At 67.5% G+C, this 19040-nt stretch carries 17 protein-coding genes; 9 read left to right on the top strand and 8 right to left on the bottom strand.

What is annotated here, in order from left to right; translation table 11 throughout:
• Positions 1 to 82 precede the first annotated feature (82 nt).
• Both ABH900_RS06370 and ABH900_RS06375 read left to right on the top strand, forming a co-directional pair.
• The gene (locus ABH900_RS06370) at positions 83 to 859 is read left to right on the top strand and encodes an AMP nucleosidase (RefSeq protein WP_429622060.1); all 777 of its coding nucleotides are present in this window, start codon (positions 83 to 85) and stop codon (positions 857 to 859) included.
• Between the two features lie 42 nt (positions 860 to 901).
• On the top strand, positions 902 to 1441 hold the full coding sequence (locus tag ABH900_RS06375; RefSeq protein WP_429622061.1) for a DUF924 family protein: 540 nt from the start codon (positions 902 to 904) through the stop codon (positions 1439 to 1441).
• Between the two features lie 121 nt (positions 1442 to 1562).
• Here ABH900_RS06375 and grxD read toward each other — a convergent pair whose 3' ends face one another.
• A complete protein-coding gene (gene grxD, locus ABH900_RS06380) occupies positions 1563 to 2489 on the bottom strand; it encodes a Grx4 family monothiol glutaredoxin (protein WP_429622062.1) in 927 nt (308 codons plus the stop codon).
• A gap of 59 nt (positions 2490 to 2548) precedes the next feature.
• Here grxD and ABH900_RS06385 point away from each other — a divergent pair, with 59 nt between their 5' ends.
• The gene (locus ABH900_RS06385; RefSeq protein WP_429622063.1) at positions 2549 to 3328 is read left to right on the top strand and encodes a polysaccharide deacetylase family protein; all 780 of its coding nucleotides are present in this window, start codon (positions 2549 to 2551) and stop codon (positions 3326 to 3328) included.
• Positions 3329 to 3403: 75 nt separating this feature from the next.
• On the opposite strand, the gene ABH900_RS06390 is transcribed toward ABH900_RS06385, so the two are convergent.
• From ABH900_RS06390 to ABH900_RS06400, 3 genes are read right to left on the bottom strand one after another with little or no spacing between them, the layout of a single operon-like run.
• The gene (locus ABH900_RS06390; RefSeq protein ID WP_429622064.1) at positions 3404 to 4120 is read right to left on the bottom strand and encodes a class I SAM-dependent methyltransferase; all 717 of its coding nucleotides are present in this window, start codon (positions 4118 to 4120) and stop codon (positions 3404 to 3406) included.
• Between the two features lie 4 nt (positions 4121 to 4124).
• Positions 4125 to 4742 (bottom strand): SGNH/GDSL hydrolase family protein, encoded by a 618-nt coding sequence (locus ABH900_RS06395; RefSeq protein ID WP_429622065.1) that lies wholly within the window; start codon positions 4740 to 4742, stop codon positions 4125 to 4127.
• A 3-nt stretch (positions 4743 to 4745) separates the two neighbouring features.
• Positions 4746 to 6020 (bottom strand): pyridoxal phosphate-dependent aminotransferase, encoded by a 1275-nt coding sequence (locus ABH900_RS06400; protein ID WP_429622066.1) that lies wholly within the window; start codon positions 6018 to 6020, stop codon positions 4746 to 4748.
• Between the two features lie 114 nt (positions 6021 to 6134).
• Here ABH900_RS06400 and rsgA point away from each other — a divergent pair, with 114 nt between their 5' ends.
• The gene (gene rsgA / locus ABH900_RS06405) at positions 6135 to 7244 is read left to right on the top strand and encodes a ribosome small subunit-dependent GTPase A (RefSeq protein ID WP_429622338.1); all 1110 of its coding nucleotides are present in this window, start codon (positions 6135 to 6137) and stop codon (positions 7242 to 7244) included.
• Between the two features lie 185 nt (positions 7245 to 7429).
• Positions 7430 to 8683, top strand: a complete 1254-nt coding sequence (locus tag ABH900_RS06410) for a flavohemoglobin expression-modulating QEGLA motif protein (protein WP_429622067.1) — start codon at positions 7430 to 7432, stop codon at positions 8681 to 8683.
• Positions 8684 to 9057: 374 nt separating this feature from the next.
• Here ABH900_RS06410 and ABH900_RS06415 read toward each other — a convergent pair whose 3' ends face one another.
• The 4 genes from ABH900_RS06415 to ABH900_RS06430 form a co-directional block, all read right to left on the bottom strand.
• Positions 9058 to 11361, bottom strand: a complete 2304-nt coding sequence (locus ABH900_RS06415) for a TonB-dependent receptor (RefSeq protein ID WP_429622068.1) — start codon at positions 11359 to 11361, stop codon at positions 9058 to 9060.
• Positions 11362 to 11590: 229 nt separating this feature from the next.
• The gene (phbB, locus tag ABH900_RS06420; RefSeq protein WP_429622069.1) at positions 11591 to 12331 is read right to left on the bottom strand and encodes an acetoacetyl-CoA reductase; all 741 of its coding nucleotides are present in this window, start codon (positions 12329 to 12331) and stop codon (positions 11591 to 11593) included.
• Positions 12332 to 12355: 24 nt separating this feature from the next.
• A complete protein-coding gene (locus ABH900_RS06425) occupies positions 12356 to 13684 on the bottom strand; it encodes a CitMHS family transporter (protein ID WP_429622339.1) in 1329 nt (442 codons plus the stop codon).
• A gap of 75 nt (positions 13685 to 13759) precedes the next feature.
• Positions 13760 to 14899, bottom strand: coding sequence for an OprO/OprP family phosphate-selective porin (locus tag ABH900_RS06430; RefSeq protein WP_429622340.1), 1140 nt, complete (start codon positions 14897 to 14899; stop codon positions 13760 to 13762).
• A 275-nt stretch (positions 14900 to 15174) separates the two neighbouring features.
• Between ABH900_RS06430 and ABH900_RS06435 the strand changes: the two genes are divergently transcribed.
• Genes ABH900_RS06435 through ABH900_RS06450 form a run of 4 tightly spaced genes read left to right on the top strand, consistent with a single transcriptional unit; the run spans position 15175 to position 19008 of the window.
• Complete coding sequence (locus tag ABH900_RS06435) at positions 15175 to 15864, top strand: response regulator (RefSeq protein ID WP_429622070.1); 690 nt, start codon at positions 15175 to 15177, stop codon at positions 15862 to 15864.
• Entirely contained in the window at positions 15857 to 17248 is a 1392-nt protein-coding gene (locus ABH900_RS06440; RefSeq protein ID WP_429622341.1) for a sensor histidine kinase N-terminal domain-containing protein, read from the top strand. The genes ABH900_RS06435 and ABH900_RS06440 overlap by 8 nt, the downstream gene beginning before the upstream one ends.
• Positions 17245 to 18300: an ABC transporter substrate-binding protein gene (locus tag ABH900_RS06445; protein WP_429622071.1), complete on the top strand. Its 1056-nt coding sequence runs from the start codon at positions 17245 to 17247 to the stop codon at positions 18298 to 18300. The genes ABH900_RS06440 and ABH900_RS06445 overlap by 4 nt, the downstream gene beginning before the upstream one ends.
• A gap of 60 nt (positions 18301 to 18360) precedes the next feature.
• On the top strand, positions 18361 to 19008 hold the full coding sequence (locus ABH900_RS06450; RefSeq protein ID WP_429622072.1) for a response regulator: 648 nt from the start codon (positions 18361 to 18363) through the stop codon (positions 19006 to 19008).
• The last annotated feature ends 32 nt before the right edge of the window (positions 19009 to 19040 follow it).

Here is a 19040-nt window from a genome sequence, read left to right on the forward strand (position 1 = left end):
CCGCCCTTCTTCGTTGGCAGCTTGGGTGCCGGTTGCCCTGCGCGCGCCTACAATGGCGGCCCCACGCCGTTCCGGACCGTCCATGAAGAGCAAACAGGAAATCGTCGACAACTGGCTGCCGCGTTACACCGGCGTGCCGCTGGACCAGTTCGGCCAGCACATCCTGCTGACCAACTTCGGCGGCTACCTGCATACCTTCTCCGAGTTGACCGGGGCGCCGGTCATCGGCCTTGACCGGCCGATGGCCAGTGCCACCATCGATGGCATCACCATGATCAACTTCGGCATGGGCAGCCCCAATGCTGCGATCATCATGGACCTGCTGTCTGCGGTGATGCCCAAGGCGGTACTGTTCCTGGGCAAGTGCGGCGGCCTCAAGCGCAAGAACCAGCTGGGCGACCTGGTGCTGCCGATCGCCGCGATCCGGGGCGAGGGCACCTCGGGCGACTACCTGCCGCCGGAAGTCCCGGCACTGCCGGCCTTCGCCTTGCAGCGGGCGGTCTCGACCATGATCCGCGATCTCGGCCACGACTACTGGACCGGTACCGTCTACACCACCAACCGCCGGGTCTGGGAGCACGACGAGGCCTTCAAGGAGCGCCTGCGGGCGATGCGCTGCATGGCCATCGACATGGAGACCGCCACCGTGTTCGCCGCCGGCTTCGCCAACCACATCCCCGCCGGCGCGCTGCTGCTGGTCTCGGACCAGCCGATGATCCCCGACGGGGTCAAGACCGAGGCCTCCGATGCCAAGGTCAGCTCCCAGTTCGTGGAAAACCATATCCAGATCGGCATCGAGGCGCTTAAGCTTATCCGGCGCAACGGCAAGTCGGTCCGCCACCTGCGCTTCGACGAATGATGATGATGGCCTGGCGCGGTGCGCCGGCCCTGGGAGTAGGTGATGGATGTTGCCGCGCAAGTGGTGGAATTCTGGAGAGAGGCGGGCCCTGCGAAGTGGTTCGCCCGCGACGATGCGTTCGACGCGCAGTTTCGCCAGCTGTTCCTGGATGAGCATTTCGCCGCCGCTTCGCGCGCGCGCGAGCATTGGCTGGGCAGCGCGGAAGGGGCGCTGGCGCTGATGCTGCTGCTGGACCAGTTCCCGCGCAACTGCTTCCGGGGCACCGGCCATTCCTACGCCACCGATGGGCTGGCCCGTCACTACGCGATGCGCGCCATCGAGGAAGGCCTGGACCTGCAGCTGGTGCCCAAGCTGCGCGCGTTCATCTACCTGCCGTTCGAGCATTCCGAGGACCCGCTGGACCAGGACCGTTCGGTGGCGATGTTCGACGTGCTGGGTGACAAGGAATACCTGCAGTACGCCGAGCTGCACCGCGACATCATCCGCCGTTTCGGCCGCTTCCCGCACCGCAACGCGGTGCTGGGCCGCATGCCGACGCCGGAAGAACTGGATTACCTGGCCGAAGGCGGATTTGCCGGGTAACCCGGAACGTCAGCCCCCGCGCCTGGGACACGGAACGAGTAGATCCACGCCGTGCGTGGATGGGCTCAACAAAAAACGCCGGCTTTCGCCGGCGTTTTTCCTGTGTATCAACCGCAGCCGATCAGTACTTCGGCACGCCGTTGTCGACGTCTTCGGACCAGGCGTTGATGCCGCCGGTGACGTTGAAGACCTTGGTGAAGCCCAGGGCACGGAACTGTTCGGCAGCCTGTGCACTGCGGCCACCGTGGTGGCACAGGAAGGCCAGCGCGGTGTCCTTCGGCAGGGCTTCCAGCGCGGCGCGGCCGTTGCCGTCGAAGCTCTTGAACGGCACGCCCACCGCGGCGATGGCACGTTCGTCGGCCGGGCGCACATCCACCAGGGTGATGGTGCCGGCACGCACCAGGTCGTCGGCGTCACGCACGCTGATTTCCTGCACCGGCTTGGGCGCATTCGGGTTGTCGATGGCCAGGCCCTTGCCGCGGATGTCATCCACCCAGTCGATGGTGATGCCGTTGGCGCGACGGGCGCTGGCCAGGTCGAACTGCACGCGCAGGCCGTTGGACTCGGCGGCGATCGCGCCTTCGTCGTGCGGGGCCAGCTGGAAGTTCGGCTGGAAGCCGGCGTCGATGGACAGCTGCAACGATGCACCCGGCGAATCGGCCAGCGCGCCCTTGAGCATTTCCACGGCGGCCGGGGTGACGGTGATGCTCGGCGGGGTACGGTCCGGCGCGGCCAGGCCCAGCACGCTGCTCAGCTCACCGCTGGCGGCCATCTGCAGCACGATGTCGCTGCCGCCGACCAGTTCGCCGTCGATGTACAGCTGCGGGATGGTCGGCCAGTCGCCATAGGCCTTGATGCCTTCGCGGATTTCCTGGTCGGCCAGCACGTTGACGTGTGCGAACTCGACACCCAGGTCCTGCAGGGCGCCCACGGCCTTGGCCGAGAAACCGCACTGCGGCATCGACGGCTGGCCCTTCATGAACAGCACGACGCGGTTGTCGTTGAGGATGGATTCGATGCGCGAACGCAGGGCGGGATCGAGGGACATGGACGTCGGGGTTCCGGGAATTCGAATCATCAATTCTAACCCCCATGGCATCATGGGGGATGAGCAACGCAGGAACATTGCATCGCATCTCGACCCGGCCGTGGCGCTGGCTGCCCTGGCTGGTGGCGTCGCAGCTGGCCGTGATCCTGGTCTGGGCTCTGGCCGGCTGGCTGTGGGGCCTGTCGCTGATGGTGGCCAGCCACGCGCTGTTCATGGTGCCGGTGTTCCTGCCCAACAGCCGCTTCTATGCGCCGGTGCTGAGCCGGATGCCGGACGCGGGCGACAGTGTCTGGTTGACCATCGATGACGGACCTGGCCCGGAAACCCGTGCGGTGCTCGACCTGCTGGATCGCCACCAGGCCCGGGCCACCTTCTTCCTGGTGGGCGAGCGCGCGCTGGCGCAGCCGGACCTGGTGCAGGAGATCCTGCGTCGCGGCCACGACCTGGGCAACCACAGCCACAGCCACCCGCAGGCGCGGTTCTGGCGGCTGGGCCCAGCCGCGATGCGTGCCCAGATCGAGGGTTGCCAGGACGCGTTGCAGGCCGTGAGCGGCCGCCCGGTGCGCTGGTACCGCTCGGTGGTGGGCATGACCAACCCGTTCGTGGCGCCGGTGCTGAAGGCCCTGGGCCTGGTGCGCGTGGGCTGGAGTGCCCGCGGTTACGACGGTGTCGGCTGCACCCCGGACGGGGTGCTGGCGCGGCTTCTGCCGGACCTGCGCCCAGGGGCGATCGTGCTGCTGCATGAAGGCGCCGCGCACGGCCACAACCTGGCGATCATCGCGCGCGTGCTGCAGGCGCTGGACGAGCGTGGGCTGAAGGCGCAGCTGCCCACCGGCTGACACGTGTGCGGTAGCGCCGGGCCATGCCCGGCGGATTCCACAGGCGCCGCTGCGCCCGCTGGGCATGGCCCGGCGCTACCGGTTCCGGTGCGCCACCAGCAGCCAGCTGTTGAACGGTGTGCGCCCATGCAGCGGGCGCGGCGCTGTCACCTGCAATCCAGCTCCGGCCAAGGTCGCCTGGAGCACCTGAGGGTCGGGGTAGTGGCGCGGCCGCGTCCCCATCCAGCCGACCAGCCAGGCCAACCGGTCCGCCACCCGGGTGGTGCGGTCGCGGCCATCGCCGGTGGCCAGCGGCGTGCGCAGCAGCAGCCGGCCGCCCTCGGCCACGCGTGTACTGGCGGCGCGCAACAACGCCTCCTGTGCGTCCGCGTCCAGGTACTGCAGCACATCCAGCAGCAGCACATGCCCGGCCTGTGCCGGCAGCGGTGCCTGCACGTCCAGGCAGTCGAAGTGCACGTCGTGCAGCTCGGTGGCGGCATGCTGGGCGCGTGTGATCTTGCCGGCATCCACGTCCACGCCGAGATAGCGCTGGGTACCGCCGCGCTGGCGCAGTACATGGGCGAACAGGCCCAGTCCACAGCCCAGATCCAGTACCGGTTGCCCATCGCAAGGCAGATGCTGCAGCACGCCGTCGTACAGCGGATCGCTGCCGAGTTTGCCGCGGGTGTAGTAGTAGTCGCGGCGGCTGCCCCAGGCCTGCGCCGGGCGGAACGCTTCGGCGATCGAACGGGCCTGCGGCGCCGTCAGGGGTGTACAGGGCAGGGGCGTGCCATTCCGTGGCGTGCCGTCCATTGCTTCAGTCCGTTGCGCCGAGCAGGTGCGCGGCGACCGGTAGCGCACGTTCGCTCCACAGCGCGTACATCCGCGCCGAAGGATGCAGGCCGTCCTCGGCGATCATCGCCGGGTCTTCGCCCTGCGCGCGGCTGATATCGGTAATGTCGACGAACGCCACGCCCTGCTGGGTGCTGATCACCTCGGCAGCGGCATTGAATTCGTCGGTCTCGATCTCGATCGCCGCCAGGTCGCGGCCGCTGCCGGCGCCAAACGGGGTGGCGCCCCAATCGGGGAAGGACAGCACCAGCACACGCTCGGGGCGGCCACCGGCGAAGCCGATCGCCCGCTGCAGCAGCGCTTCAAACTGCACGCGGTATTCGTCCAGCGGGCGACCGCGGTACTGGTTGTTGACGCCGATCAGCAGGCTGACGAAGTCGAATGGCCCATGCGGAGCGGCCCCGTCGATGGCGGCGTCCAGCTCGTCGGTGCTCCAGCCGGTGGTGGCGATGGTCTGCGGATCGGCCAGTGCCACGCCCCGTGCGCGCAGGGTGGCGGCCAGCTGGTGCGGCCAGCGGCCTTGCACCGCAACCGCTTCGCCGATGGTGTACGAGTCGCCCAGCGCCAGGTAGGACAACGCCACGGCTCAGGCCACCGAACGGCGCGGCTTCAGCGGCACGACCTTGGTCGCGTCCTCGGCACGGCGCGCCAGCACGCGATCGATGCGGGCGAACACATCGCGCATCACCGAGGCTTCCGGCAACAGCGTTACGCGGAAATGGTGGCGATAGGGCACATTGAAGCTGGAACCCGGCACCACCAGCACGCCTTCATTGTTCATCAGGTCCAGCGCGAAATTGTGGTCGTCGAAGCCCTTGGCGGCGGCACCGACCACGGCCGGGAATGCGTACAGCGCGCCGGCCGGCGCGACCAGCGACAGATGTTCGCTGGCTTCGCAGGCTTCGATCACTGCGCGGCGGGTTTCATACAGACGGCCACCGGGCGTGCACAGTTCAGAGATGGTGTCCGGGCCGTTCACCGCAGCCTCGATGGCGTACTGGCCGGGCACGTTGGCGCACAGACGCAGCGCGCCGAGCAGGTCCAGCGCGGCACGGAACTCGCCCAGGCGCGCATCGTCGCCGCTGAGGTGGGCCCAACCCACGCGCCAGCCGCAGGCACGATGCACCTTGCTCAGCCCACTGAAGGTCAGGCACGGGTGGTCGCCGGCCAGCGGCGCGACCGGCTGGAACACCGCATCGTCGTACAGGATCTGGTCGTAGATCTCATCGACCAGCAGCAGAAGATTGTGGCGGCGCGCGATCTCGACCACGCGCTCCAGCAGTTCACGCGGGTAGCTGGCGCCGCTGGGGTTGTTCGGGTTGATCAGCACGATGGCGCGCGTGCGCGAAGAGACCAGGGTCTCGATCTCGCTGGGGTCCGGCTGGAAGCCGTTCTCAGCGGCGCAGCGGTAATACACCGGGCGGCCGTCGTTGAGGATGGTCGAGGCCGACCACAGCGGGTAATCCGGCGAGGGCACCAGCACTTCGTCGCCCGGGTTGAGCAGCGCACGCAGTGACAGGTCGATCAGCTCGCTGACGCCGTTGCCGACGAACACGCGGTCCGGGTGCGCATCGGGTGCGCCGCGACGGGCGTAGTACGCCGCGATCGCTTCGCGCGCCACCGGCAGACCCTGCTGGTGGGTGTAAGGGTCGGTGCGCCCCATGTCGTCGGCGATCGCGCGCTGCAGATGCTCGGGTGCACGGAAACCGAAGTTGCCGGGATTGCCGATGTTGAGCTTGATCAGCTTGCGGCCCTGCGCTTCCAGCTCCCGGGCTCGCCGCGCCAGTTCTCCGCGGATTTCGTAGCGCACTTCGGAAAGGCGCTCGCGGATGGCCAGGGGCTTGGGCGAGGAGGTGGACATGGGAGCTGGGCCGTCAAAAGGCATGGGGCTTCCATCCTACCGGAATTGCTGCAATGCATGGCAAGGGTTCAGGGCTTGCGGCTGTTGGGCTGGCAGGGCGCCGGCACAGGTAGAATGGCGGCGATGACCCAGACCCCCGATTTCACCGCCCTGCAGACCATCGGCTGGCCCTGGCCGGGCCCGGCGCAGCAGGCCGACTGGCAGGCCGTGATGTCCGCCCACCCGCAGGCCCGCCCGGCACGGGTGATCGAACAGCACCGCACCCATTACGTGGTGGCCGATGCCCCGGATGCGTCGATCAAGGCCGAGTCGCTGCCGGAATGGCAGCGCCCGCGCTTCCCCAGCCACGAACGGCCGGCGGTGGGCGACTGGGTGCTGCTGGACGGCATCCGCATCGTCGCGCTGCTGCCACGCCGTACCGCGATCAAGCGCGGCGCGGCCGGCGAGCATTATCACCAGCAGGTGATCGCGGCCAACATCGATACGGTGTTCATCGTCTGTGGCCTGGATGCCGACTTCAATCCTCGCCGCATCGAGCGCTACCTGCTGCTGGTCGGCGGTGGCGGTGCCGAGCCGGTGGTGGTGCTGACCAAGGCCGACCAGACCGAGTACAGCGAGGATGCACTGGCCGTGCTGGAAGAGCTTGAAATGCAGGGCATCGCCCTGCACGCGATCAACGGGCTGGATGCCGACAGCGTGGCGGTGCTGCAGCCGTGGCTGGGCCCGGGCCGTACGGTGGTGCTGGTCGGTTCCTCCGGTGCCGGCAAATCCACGCTGACCAATACCCTGTTGGGCGAGCAGCGGATGAAGACCAATGCGGTGCGCGCCAACGACTCGCGTGGCCGTCATACCACCACCCATCGCGCGCTGATGCCGCTGCCCATGGGTGCGTGCCTGATCGACACGCCTGGCATGCGCGAGCTCAAGCCGACGGGCGAGGAAACGCTGTCCGAAGGTGGCTTCGCCGACATCGAAGCACTGGCCGCACAGTGCCGCTTCAATGACTGCAAGCACCAGCAGGAACCGGGCTGCGCCGTGCGTGCGGCGATCGAGGCCGGCGAGATCGAAGAGAGCCGGCTGCTGAACTACTTCAAGCTGAAGGAAGAGGTGGCCGCCGCGGCCGCCAAGCTGGCGGTACGCCAGGCCGAGACCGCGCAGGAGCGCGGCGGCAGGAAAGGCAAGGGCCAGCAGTTCCGCCCGGCCGGCAAGCCGCGCCGGCGCTGATCGGAGTCGCGGGGTCAGAGCCCATTGCGCTGCAATGGGATCCGACCCCGGCAATGAACCCACCTCTGCCCGCTCCTGGTAGGTGCCAACCCTGGTTGGCACGGAGGTGTCCGAAGCCCGCCGCCGGCGGATGCCAACCAGGGTTGGCACCTACCAACGCGCGGGCAGGGCGCTATAGTCCGCGCATGGAACCGACCGCGACGCTGGACCGTGACGTGGCCCACCATGCAGCGCTCGATGCGCGCCTGGTCGAGGCTGTGGGAGGCATCCGCCTGCTGGGACTGACCAGCTGGCCGGCAACGCTGCAGGCGCCGTTCCTGGAGAGCGTGGCGCGTGGCCAGCCGGTCCTGCCGAAGGTGGACTACCCGCGACTGGACTTCGGCGAAGAGCGTCGTGCACTGGCCGCGATCGCCGCTGACTGCGACGACGGCCATCCCCTGGGCCACTATGTGCGGCAGTCGGCGCAGAGCTGGGACCTGGCCGCACAGCTGCTGGAGGGACTCGGCACGGCCGCAGTTGATGCCTGTTCGGTGCAGCTGTTCGGCGCGCCCGAGCAACCGCTGCCGGGCAATGGCCCGAGCACGCGCGAAGCGGCGCGGCATTTCATCCAGATCGCTGCCGAACTGGACCACGAACTGCTGGCGCCGGAAGAGCAGGTGCCGGTTTCGGCCATCGCGTTGCAGCTGCAACTGCAGAACGATCTGGACGCCTTCTTTGAATCGCGCATCATCCAGGTGCAGCTGGATCCGGAGCTGGTGTCCAAGGCTGCTGCTGGTCCGACCCGCATCCGTCTGCGCACCAGCGCACGCTTCAGCGCCTACGATCGTGCGCAGCTGTTCCACCATGAAGCACTGGTGCATTCGCTGACCGCATTGAACGGCCGCGAACAGCCGGTACTGCCGAGCCTGGCGCTGTCCTCGCCACGGGTGACCGCCACCCAGGAAGGGCTGGCAACCTTCGCCGAGCAGATCACCGGCAGCATTGATATCGAACGCCTGAAACGCATCAGCCTGCGCACCGAAGCGATCGCGATGGCACGCGAAGGTGCCGACTTCATCGAGGTGTTCCGTTACTTCTGCGATGCCGGACAAAACGCGGAAGAGAGCTTTGCGTCGGCGCAGCGCGTGTTCCGGGGCGTGCCGCCCAGTGGCGGCCTGGCGTTCACCAAGGACACGGTGTACCTGCGTGGTCTGGTATCGGTGCATACCTTCTTCCGCCACATGCTGGCCGAGGACCGCCTGCAGGTCTGCCGCTGGTTGTTCGCGGGCAAGATGAGCCTGACCGACGCGATCGCGTTCGCGCCGCTGTTCGAGGCGGGTGTGTTGAAGCCGCCGCGCTGGCTGCCGCACTGGGTGAGCCGGGCGAACGGGCTGGCCGGCATGCTGGCGTTCTCGCTGTTCGCCAACCGGATACGGATGGACCAGCTGGCGCCGGAGTGAAGGGCGTTGGCGGGATGACGCGCTGGCGCCTTGATTGATTTCGCTGGGCGGCGGTGGGGCACCCTGGCCAGGACACGCCGTAAACCCATCCATGGGGGCTCGATCGGCGCATCCATGCGCCTCACGGTCCTGGCCAGGGTGCCCCCCGCCGCCAGACAGTTCCCCGCGCGGGCGGCAGCACAGCACCGCGCCGAAGGGGTTGCGCTTGAAAAGCTTGAAAAGCAAAGAGCCGGGCAATGCCCGGCTCTTTGCTTTCGCTCTTCTTTGCCTTCCGCACCGTGGCGCGGGAAACCGTCGAGCAGGGTTGGATGGGCCGGCGCATCCGGCCCTGCCCTGCGACGATAATCAAGACGCCGCGGGGCAATGCTTCTGACTTAGAACTCCGCCGCCACCGTCATGAACAGCTGCCGCGGCGCGCTCGCATGGATCGCATAGCGCGTGCCCTTCGGATCGGTTGGCGCGAACGAGCTCAGCTGACCGGCATAACGCTTGTTGGTCAGGTTGGTCGCATTCAACGACACCCGTACGTTGCGCAGGCCCAGGCCCGGGCCGAAGTCATAGCCCGCACCCGCGTCGAAGGTGGTCACGCCCGGCACCGACTGGTCGTTGGTGTAGGTGTAGTAGCGCTTGCCGGTGTACTTGGCGCGCAGGCTGGCGAAGAAGCCATCGCGGTTCCAGCTGATCTCGCTGGAGGCCATGCGCTGCGGGGTATCCACCGTGATCTTGCCGGCCACCGGCACCACCGCGCCCCCGGAGATGTAGTCATCCTCGTAGGTGGTCTTGTTCCAGGACAACGCGTTGTACCACTGCAGGCCATCGATCGGCTTGAGGATGAAGGTCAGCTCGGCACCATGGCTCTTCACCGAGCCGACGTTGATGAAGCGCGTCACGCACTCCGGACGCGTGCCCACTTCGATGCTCGAACACGGATTGAGCGACAGCAGGCGGTTGTCGAACTTCACGTTGTAGGCGGCAATCGACGCCTGGTACTTCTCACCGAAGGTACGGAAGCCGGCTTCCAGGCTCTTGGACTTCTCCGGCTCCAACCCGGCGCTGGCCGCGAAGGATTCCGGGGTCACCTGCAGCGGGCCACCGCTGCCACCGCCGACGAAGGCGGCGATGTTCTCGGCGTACGAAGCGAACAGCTCGTTGTTGGCGTTTAGCTTGAAGCCCACGCCCAGCTGCGGCAACACCGATTCCTTGGCGGTCAGCGTGCCCGAGGCGATGCTGGTTTCCACGCCCGGCTGGGCGGTGGCGCGCATGCGCGTGTTGGGGCTCTTGATGCCCACGTCCACGGTCAGGCGCTGGTCCAGGAAGCGCATGCGGTCCTGCACGTAGAACTGGCGCGTGCGGATGTCGAAGTCCTGGTTGAACAACAGGCGGTCCGGGTTCTTCAGGTACAGGTCGTCCAGGAACGGGCCGCTGATGTAGTAGAAGTTGCGCGAGACGTTATGGTCGTTCTGCTCGTACCACAGGCCCGCTTCCAGCTCATGGATGCCCACCGTCCACGACAGCGCGGCGGTCAGGCCATCGCGGTTGATCGTGTAGTTGGTGCTGCGGATCGAGATCGGCAGCATCTTGTCGGTGCCCGGATAGGACGGCTGGCCTGGCGCCCACCAGTGGCCCTGGCCACGGTTGTCGTGGTGATAGGCCACCAGCTTCAGGCGGCCCTGCTCGCCCAGGCGCAGGTCGGCATCGACCGAGTACAGGTTGTCGTCACGCAGCGCCCGGCTCTGGTAGTACGCGTCGTCGATGCTGTTGACGCCGCCGCTGAACGCGCAGCGCGCCTTGTTGTAGGTGCCCGGCGCGCAGTACGCGGCGGCGACGGCGCGGTTCCAGTCTGGCGCGTAGATGTTCCAGTCATAGCCCAGGCCGCGGGCCAGCATGTCCTTGGACAGATAGGCGTAGTTGGCCTGGCTGGCGCGCGAGGTGGCCACGAACGCACCGAAGCGGTGGTCGCCGATATTCCATACTGCCTTGGCATTGAACTGGCGCGTGGTCTGGTTCTGGTACGGCGCGGCCCACATGTCCTGGTCCTGGTGCACGCCGGACACATAGGCGGAGAAGCCGTTGATATCACCAGTGTCCACGCGCAGGTAGCCACGCCGCTGGTTGTTGTCGCCGACGGTGACGCTGGCGCGGCCGCCGAACTCGGTGGACGGATCCATCGAGAAGTACTGGATGGTGCCGCCCAGGTTGCTGGTCGAGGCCACGCCCAGCGAACCGATGCCCTGCGACAGCTCTGCGCCGGCCAGATTCTCGGCGATGAGGGCGCGGGCGATGCTCAGGCCGTTGTAGTTGCCGTAGCTGTTGTCACCCAGCGGGATGCCATCGAGCGTGTAACCCAGGCGGCTCTTGTCGAAGCCACGCAGGCTGATGGTCTGCGATTCTTCGTTGGCGCCGAACGCATCATTGGACTGCACCGATACGCCCGGCAGGCGGTCGAGGATCTTCTGGCCACTGGTGCCCGGCGGCAGCACCTGCTTGTCGACCGCGGTGATGCGCTGTACCTGGCGGGTCTCGCCCTGGCCGATCACGGAGACGGTATCCAGCGTCTGCGCACTCAGCGCGGCCTCGGTGCCGGCGTTGGCGCCGGTATCAACTGCAGTGGCGGCATGTGCGCTGGCGGCGGCGGAGAGCGCGATCGCCACGGCGATCGTCAGGTATCGGGTCTGCATGGTGGTCCGTTGCATGGGGAGTGGTCACCGGCATGCGTGCGCGGTGCACGGCCACTATGCGAACGGAACATGAAACCTTCTTTACGAAAAACCAACGAACGGTGCAGGACACCCGCGCGCATGTCCTGCAGCCGAATGAAAAAGGGGCCGGATCCCCCTCGCAAGCGAAGGTTCACCGGCCCCGCGCACTCCGTGGGGGAGGCGGTCCACGCGCTGCGTGGAGGAGGGCTCAACCCATGTACAGGCCACCATTGACCGGATAGTCGGCACCGGTCACGTACGAGGCTTCGTCCGAGGCCAGCCAGGCGCACAGGCCGGCTACTTCCTCGGGGCGTCCCAGGCGGCGCACCGGCACCGAGGCGGCCAGCCGGTCCAGCACATCCGGCGGGAAGCTGCTGATTGCCTGGCTGGCGATGTAGCCCGGTGACAGCGTGTTGACGGTAACCCCGCGCGAGGCCACTTCGGCGGCCAGCGCGCGGCTGAAGCCGTGCATCGCGGCCTTGGCGGTGGCGTAGTTCACCTGGCCGATCTGGCCCTTGTGGGCGCTGACCGAGCCGATGTTGATGATGCGACCCCAGCCACGCGTAGCCATGCCATCGACCACCTGCTTGGTCAGGTTGAACAGCGAATTGAGGTTGGAGGCGATCACTGCGTTCCAGTCTTCGACCGTCATCTGACGGAACAGCAGGTCGCGGCTGCCGCCGGAGTTGTTGACCAGCACGTCCACTTCGCCGACATCGGCGCGCACCTTGGCGAACGCGGCGCTGGTCGAGGCCCAGTCGGTGGCGTTGCCTTCGGAGGCGATGAAGTCGAAGCCCTGGTCGCGCTGCTCGCGCAGCCAGTTGGCCTTGCGCGGTGAGTTCGGCGCGCACCCGGCGACCACGGTGTGGCCGCTGCGGGCCAGGCTCTGGCAGATGGCAGTGCCGACACTGCCCATTCCACTGGTGACGTAAGCGATTCGAAGCGTCATTGCAGAAGGCTCCTTGGTAAGGGGTCAGGCGGCGAGCGGGTACAGGCCGAACAGCAGGCTGCCGATCATCAGCAGCATCGAGATGGCGATGGCCCACTTCAGGGTGAACTTCTGGTGGTCGGCGAATTCGACCTTGGCCAGGCCCACCAGCAGGTAGGTGGACGGCACCAGCGGGCTGAGCAGGTGCACCGGCTGGCCGGCCAGCGAGGCGCGGGCCATTTCCACCGGGGTGATGCCGTAGTTGCTGGCGGCCTCGGACAGGATCGGCAGCACGCCGAAGTAGAACGCGTCGTTGGACATGAAGAAGGTGAACGGCATCGACGCCACCGCGGTGATCACCGCCAGGTATGGGCCCCACGATTCCGGAATCACCGCCAGGAAGGCATGCGACATCGCCTCGACCATGCCGGTGTTGTTGAGGATGCCGGTGAAGATGCCTGCAGCGAAGATCAGCGACACCACCGACAGCACGTTGCCGGCGTGGTTGACCACACGGCGGCGCTGTTCGGCTAGGTTCGGGTAGTTGATCACCAGCGCGATGGCGAAGCCGACCATGAACAGCACCGGCATCGGCAGCACGCCGATGATCAGCGCGGTCATCAGCGCCACGGTCAGGGCCAGGTTCACCCACAGCAGCTTCGGGCGCTTGATGTCCTCGGCATCTTCCACGGTCGGCAGCGCGTTGCTGTCGTCGGACACGCTGGTGTCCATCCAGCTGCCGCCCCTGGGCAGGGTCACCACGCCCAGCCGGCGGCGTTCCTTCAGGCCCAGGTACCAGGCCAGCAACAGCACGCCGGCGCAGGCGATCACCATCGACGGGATCAGCGGCACGAATACATCGGCCGGGTCCACGTGCAGCGCGGTGGCCGCGCGCGCGGTCGGGCCGCCCCACGGGGTCAGGTTCATCACGCCACCGGCCAGGATGGTCACGCAGGTCATGTTCAGCGCGTTCATGCCCAGCCGCTGGTACAGCGGCAGCATCGCCGAGACGGTGATCATGTAGGTGGTCGAGCCATCCCCGTCGAGCGAGATCAGCATCGCCAGCACGGCGGTGCCGAGCACGATCTTCATCGGATCGCCCTTGACGAAGCGCAGGATCACCCGCACCAGCGGATCGAACAGGCCGGCATCGATCATCACGCCGAAGTAGAGGATGGCGAACATCAGCATCACGCCGGTCGGCGCGATCTTCTTGATGCCTTCCAGCATCATCTCGTCGATGCCGGCGCCGAAGCCGCCGATCAGTGCGAACAGGATGGGAATGGTGATCAGGGCCACCAGCGGCGACAGCCGCTTGCTCATGATCAAGTACATGAACGTAATGACCATGCCAAAGCCGAGGATGCTCAGCATCATCTGCGGACTCCTTGCGAATACGGGACGTGGGGGAGTGGAAGGGGCCCGGGCGGCACGCCCGGGAGAGTGGGCTTAGAAGTCGTACTGCAGGCGGCCGGTGACCGCACGCGTGCGGTCCACCGTGATTCCGGCCAGGCGGTCGCGGTTGCGGCTTTCGATCACGTTGAGCATGAAGCGCAGGTTGTCGCGCAGGTACCAGTTGCCGCCCAGCGTCCAGGCCTCGGTGCTGCCGCGGCGCAGGTCCGGCGCACCATCCAGATGCTGCGCGCCCCACATCTGGTCGTAGCGCAGCGCCACTTCAAAGGCACCGGCCTTGTGGCGGATGTCCTTGACCCGGGCAAAGCGGCCGGTCTTGCGGTCATAGGCGCGGCTCTCGCCGGTGACGAACCAGCTGAGCATGCCGTAGGCCGCCATCACGTCACCGCGCTGGGCACCATCATCGAAGGTGGCGCCACTGAATTCGCCCTGCCACGACAGCGGGCCGCGCACCTGCGCGTACTCCAGCGACCACTTGTTGACGTCGGTGTCTCGGCCGGCCGAGAAGTCGACCAGGGTCAGGCGGCTTTCATCGGACAGATGGCCGGCCGGGCGCGGGCGAATCCTCAGGCCGGGCACGCCGTTCGCGCCCGGATTGTCATAGGCCTCGCGGGCCAGCGACAGTCCCAGGTGCAGCACGTCGCCGTCGCTGGGCGAGGGCGCCCAGGTGACCCGGCCGCCGGCGGCGCGGCCCTTCACCTGCCAGGCATCGATGCTTTCCAGGCTGTAGACGCTGGCCGCCCAGGTGAAGTCCCCCGGATTGGCCTGCCACGACGCACCCAGCCGATACAGCGGCGCCAGCGTGGTGCCGGCATTGCCGCGCTCCAGGAAGCTGCCGTAGTTGGAGCTGGTGCGGTCGTCCAGCGAGAAGTACTGCTTGAACTGGCCGACGGTGAGCTTGCCGGCCTTGCCGAAGCTGCGCGCCAGATACACGTCCTTGGCCTCGACGCGGTCGCCGGAAAAATCGGCCTCCAGCTTGTAGTCGACCACGAAGAACTTGCCGGACACGTCAACCCACGCACGGCGGATTTCGGTGTCGTCCTTGTTCGGCGTACCACGGTTGTCGTTGTCGAAGGTGGCGAAGTCCAGGTGCAGGCGACCGCCCAGGGCGGCGGTGACCGGACGGTCATCTTCAGCGGCGAAGGCCGGCGCCGACAGGGCAGCCAGCGCCATCATGGCGGCAGGACGCCGCCAGGCAAACGTGAATTCCACAAACCCTCCCAGGTGCGCGCCAGGCGCGCGGCAATCGTGGGCACCGGACGGTGCGCGGCCGCAGTCTGGGTCGGGCAAGCTGTCATCGTCCTGTCAACGGTTTGTGCGGTGCAGCGTAAATCGCCGCCGGGCATGGCCCGGCGCTACCCCTGCGCGCTATCCGGTAGCGCCGGGCCATGCCCGGCGGGCGGACCCTGCGCCATGCGGTAGCATTCGCTTCCCTTCCCACCGTTGTCCCCATGCGCCTGCTGCTGGTCGAAGACAATCCGGATCTGGCCGATGCGATCATCCGCCGCATGCGCCGCAGCGGGCATGCCGTCGACTGGCAGGCCGACGGCCTGGCCGCCGCCAGCGTGCTGCGCTACCAGAGCTTCGACCTGGTGGTGCTGGATATCGGCCTGCCCAAGCTCGATGGCCTGCGTGTGCTGGCTGGCATGCGCGAGCGCGGTGACAGCACACCGGTGCTGATGCTGACCGCGCGCGATGGCATTGAAGACCGCGTGCAGGCACTGGATGTCGGTGCTGACGACTACCTGGGCAAGCCGTTCGATTTCCGCGAGTTCGAGGCGCGCTGCCGCGTACTGCTGCGGCGTGGCCGTGGCCAGGCCAGCGAAGTGGTGCAGGTCGGTGGTTTCCAGTTCGACAATGCGGCGCACCGGGTCACGCTCGACGGCGAGCCGATCGAGCTGCCCAACCGCGAGTACCGTCTGCTGGAGATTCTGGTCGGCCGCCTGGGCCAGGTGGTGGGCAAGGACGAGATCGGCAACGGCCTGTTCGGCTTCGACGACGAAGCGGGTCCGAATGCCATCGAGCTTTACATCGGTCGCCTGAGGAAGAAGCTGGCCGGTGCACCACTGCGCATCACCACGGTGCGTGGCGTGGGCTATCTGCTGGAAGGCAGCGATGGCGGCGCCGACGCCGATGGCTGACGTGCGCGCTGCGCATGCCGCGCCGGGCTCGCTGCGGCGCACGCTGCTGCTCTACCTCGGTGGTCTGCTGGCGGTGTTCGCAGTGGCGCTGCTGTTCGCCGCGCGCGATTACGGCCAGCGCGCCGCCAACCGCTCGTACGATCACCTGCTGGTGTCCTCGGCGCTGTCCATTGCTGATTCGGTGGCCCTGGTCGATGGCCAGTGGCAGGTTGATCTGCCGTATGCCGCGCTCGACCTGCTGGCGATGGCGCCGGAAGACCGCGTGTTCTACCGCGTGGCTGACAGCCGCGGAAACCTGATCACTGGCTATGGCGACCTGCCAACGCCACCGCGTCGGCCCGGCACGCAGCCGCAGCTGTTCGATGCCAGCTACAGCGGTGAGACCGTGCGTTTCGTGGTGGTGGGCCGCAGCTTCGCCGCTGCGTCGGCGCAGGGCGAGGTGCAGGTCCAGGTCGGCCAGACCCGGCGTGCGCGTGAAGCCGTCGCGCAGGACATGGTCAACCGTGCGCTGCTGGCGATCGGCGTGCTGTCCGGCCTGCTGCTGGCACTGGTGGCCTTTGGCGTGCATCGCGCGTTTCGCCCGTTGGTGCGGGTGGAACGCGAGCTGTCGCGGCGCGAGCCGTCCGACCTGAAGCCGCTGGACGCGCGCGTGCCGCGTGAGATGGACCAGATGGTGGCCGCGCTGAACCGTTTCATGGAGCGGCTGTCCAGCAGCAACGAGACGTTGCGTGCGTTCATGGCCGAGGCTGCGCACCAGATGCGCACACCCCTGGCCGCGCTGCGTGCTCAGGCGCAGCTGGCATTGGACGACGATGATCCAGAGGACATGCGGCGAAGCCTGCAGGCGATCGAGCGCAATGCCACCCATATGAGCCGGCTGCTCAACCAGCTGCTCAGCGATGCCAGTGTGATCCATCGTTCGCACCTGCAGCGCTTTGCTGCGGTGGACCTGGCCGAGACCGTGCACCAGGCCCTGCATGAAGCCTTGCCGCAGGCCGGCCCGGCACCGCGCGTACAGCTGGCGATGACCACCGAGCCGGTGCAGGTGCATGGTGATGCGCTGCTGCTGCGGGAGGCGATCAAGAACCTGGTCGACAACGCACTGAAGTACGGTGGCGACGGTCCACTGCAGATCGCGCTGACGGTGGAGGGCGGGCAGGCGGTGCTGACCATCGCCGACCATGGTGCCGGCATCGCGCCTGTCGATGCCGAACGCGTATTCGAGCGCTTTGCGCGTGGCGAAGGCGCGCCTTCCGGCGGCGCCGGGCTCGGCCTGGCCATCGTCAAGCGCGTGGTCGACAGTCATGGTGGCCGCATCGATCTCAGCAACCGCCCGCAGGGCGGGCTGATCGCCACCATCCGCCTGCCCCGGAGCAGTTCATGATCCGCCTGTTCGCTGCCGTCGTCGCCCTGCTGTTGGCGCTGCCGGTGCTGGCCGCGCCCGGCGACGTGCGCCGTTTCCCGGCGCAGGGAAAAACCACCGCCCAGCTGCGCATCCACGGCACCACCGACATCGAAGTGTTCGCGGTGGTCATCGCCGATTACCAGCGCCTGCACCCGGGCACTGAAGTGGTGTATGAAGACATCATCACCCAGGACCTGTACGCACGTTACCTGCATGACCGCGCGGGGCCCGCTTCGCCGGACCTGCTGATCTCCAGTGGCATGGACCTGCAGACCAAACTGGTCAACGACGGCCACGCATTGCCGCATCGTTCGGCGCAGACCGCTGCGTTGCCGGCCTGGGCGCAGTGGCGCAACGAAGCGTTCGGCATCAGCTACGAGCCGGTGGTGATGGTCTACAACACCCGCACGCTACCGGCGGCGAAGGTGCCGCATACGCGTCGCCAGCTGCTGGACCGGCTGCGGGCGGACGGTGCACCGCTGCGCGGAAAGGTCGGCACCTATGACATCGAGCGCAGCAGCGTCGGCTACCTGCTGGCGACCCAGGACGCACAGCGGGGCAGCATCGCCGGGGCGCTGCTCGGGGCACTCGGTGACAACGACGTGGTGCGCGAGGAACGTACCGGCGTGCTGCTGGACAAGGTCGCAAGCGGCCAGCTGTCGCTGGTCTACAACGTGCTCGGTTCCTACGCGCAGGCGCGCATCGACGCCGGCGCACCGCTGGCCATCGTTGAACCCGAGGACTACACGCTGGTGGTGCTGCGCACGGCGGTGATCCCGCGCACGGGTCTGCATCCGGAGGAGGCGCGGCGCTTCCTCGACTACCTGCTGTCGCCACGTGGCCAGCAGGTGCTGTCACGCGAGGCACGGCTGATGCCGATCGTGACCGGCAACGCGCGCGGCGGGGATACCCCCGGCCGCAGCCGCCGCCCGATCCAGCTGGGCCCGGGCCTGCTGGTGTACCTGGATGCGCTCAAGCGCCGCCAGTTCCTCGATGCCTGGCGCAGCAGCGTGGAGCCGGCAGGACGCTGATGTCCTGCTAGCGCCGGGCCATGCCCGGCGGACGCGGTTTGCTGCCCGTACAATGGCGGCATGAGCGAATACACCATCCTGATCGCCGATGACCATCCGCTGCTGCGTTCGGCGGTGGTGCAGTCCTTGCGGCAGAGCCTGCCGTTGGCGCAGGTGCGCGAGGTGGCCAGTGCCGAGGCGCTGGCCGAAGCACTGGATGCACACCCGGATGTGGACCTGGTGCTGCTCGACCTGACCATGCCTGGCGCACACGGTTTCTCCGCACTGCTGCATGTGCGCGGCTCGCATCCGGACATCCCGGTGGTGATCCTCTCGTCCAACGACCACCCGCGGGTGATCCGCCGCGCCCAACAGTTCGGCGCGGCCGGTTTCATCCCGAAGTCGGCCCCGGCCGAGACCATCGGCGAAGCCGTGCAGGCAGTACTCGATGGCGGCCTGTGGTTCCCGGCGATGGCGGCCGAGCGCTCGGAGGCGGACGCACTGCTGGCCAGCCGCCTGGCCCAGCTGACCCCGCAGCAGTTCCGCGTGCTGCTGTGCCTGGCCGATGGCCTGCTCAACAAGCAGATCGCCTACGAGCTGGGCCTGGCCGAGAACACGGTGAAGGTGCACGTCACTGCGATCCTGAAGAAGCTCGAATGCCATAGCCGCACACAGGCGGCGGTGCTGGTGAAGGCACTGGAACCGGAAGGCGACGCAGGCGGGATCTGACCCTCCTGTAGCGCCGAGCCCATGCTTGGCTG

Source organism: Stenotrophomonas sp. AN71 (genome assembly GCF_050435725.1).
Taxonomy (GTDB): domain Bacteria; phylum Pseudomonadota; class Gammaproteobacteria; order Xanthomonadales; family Xanthomonadaceae; genus Stenotrophomonas.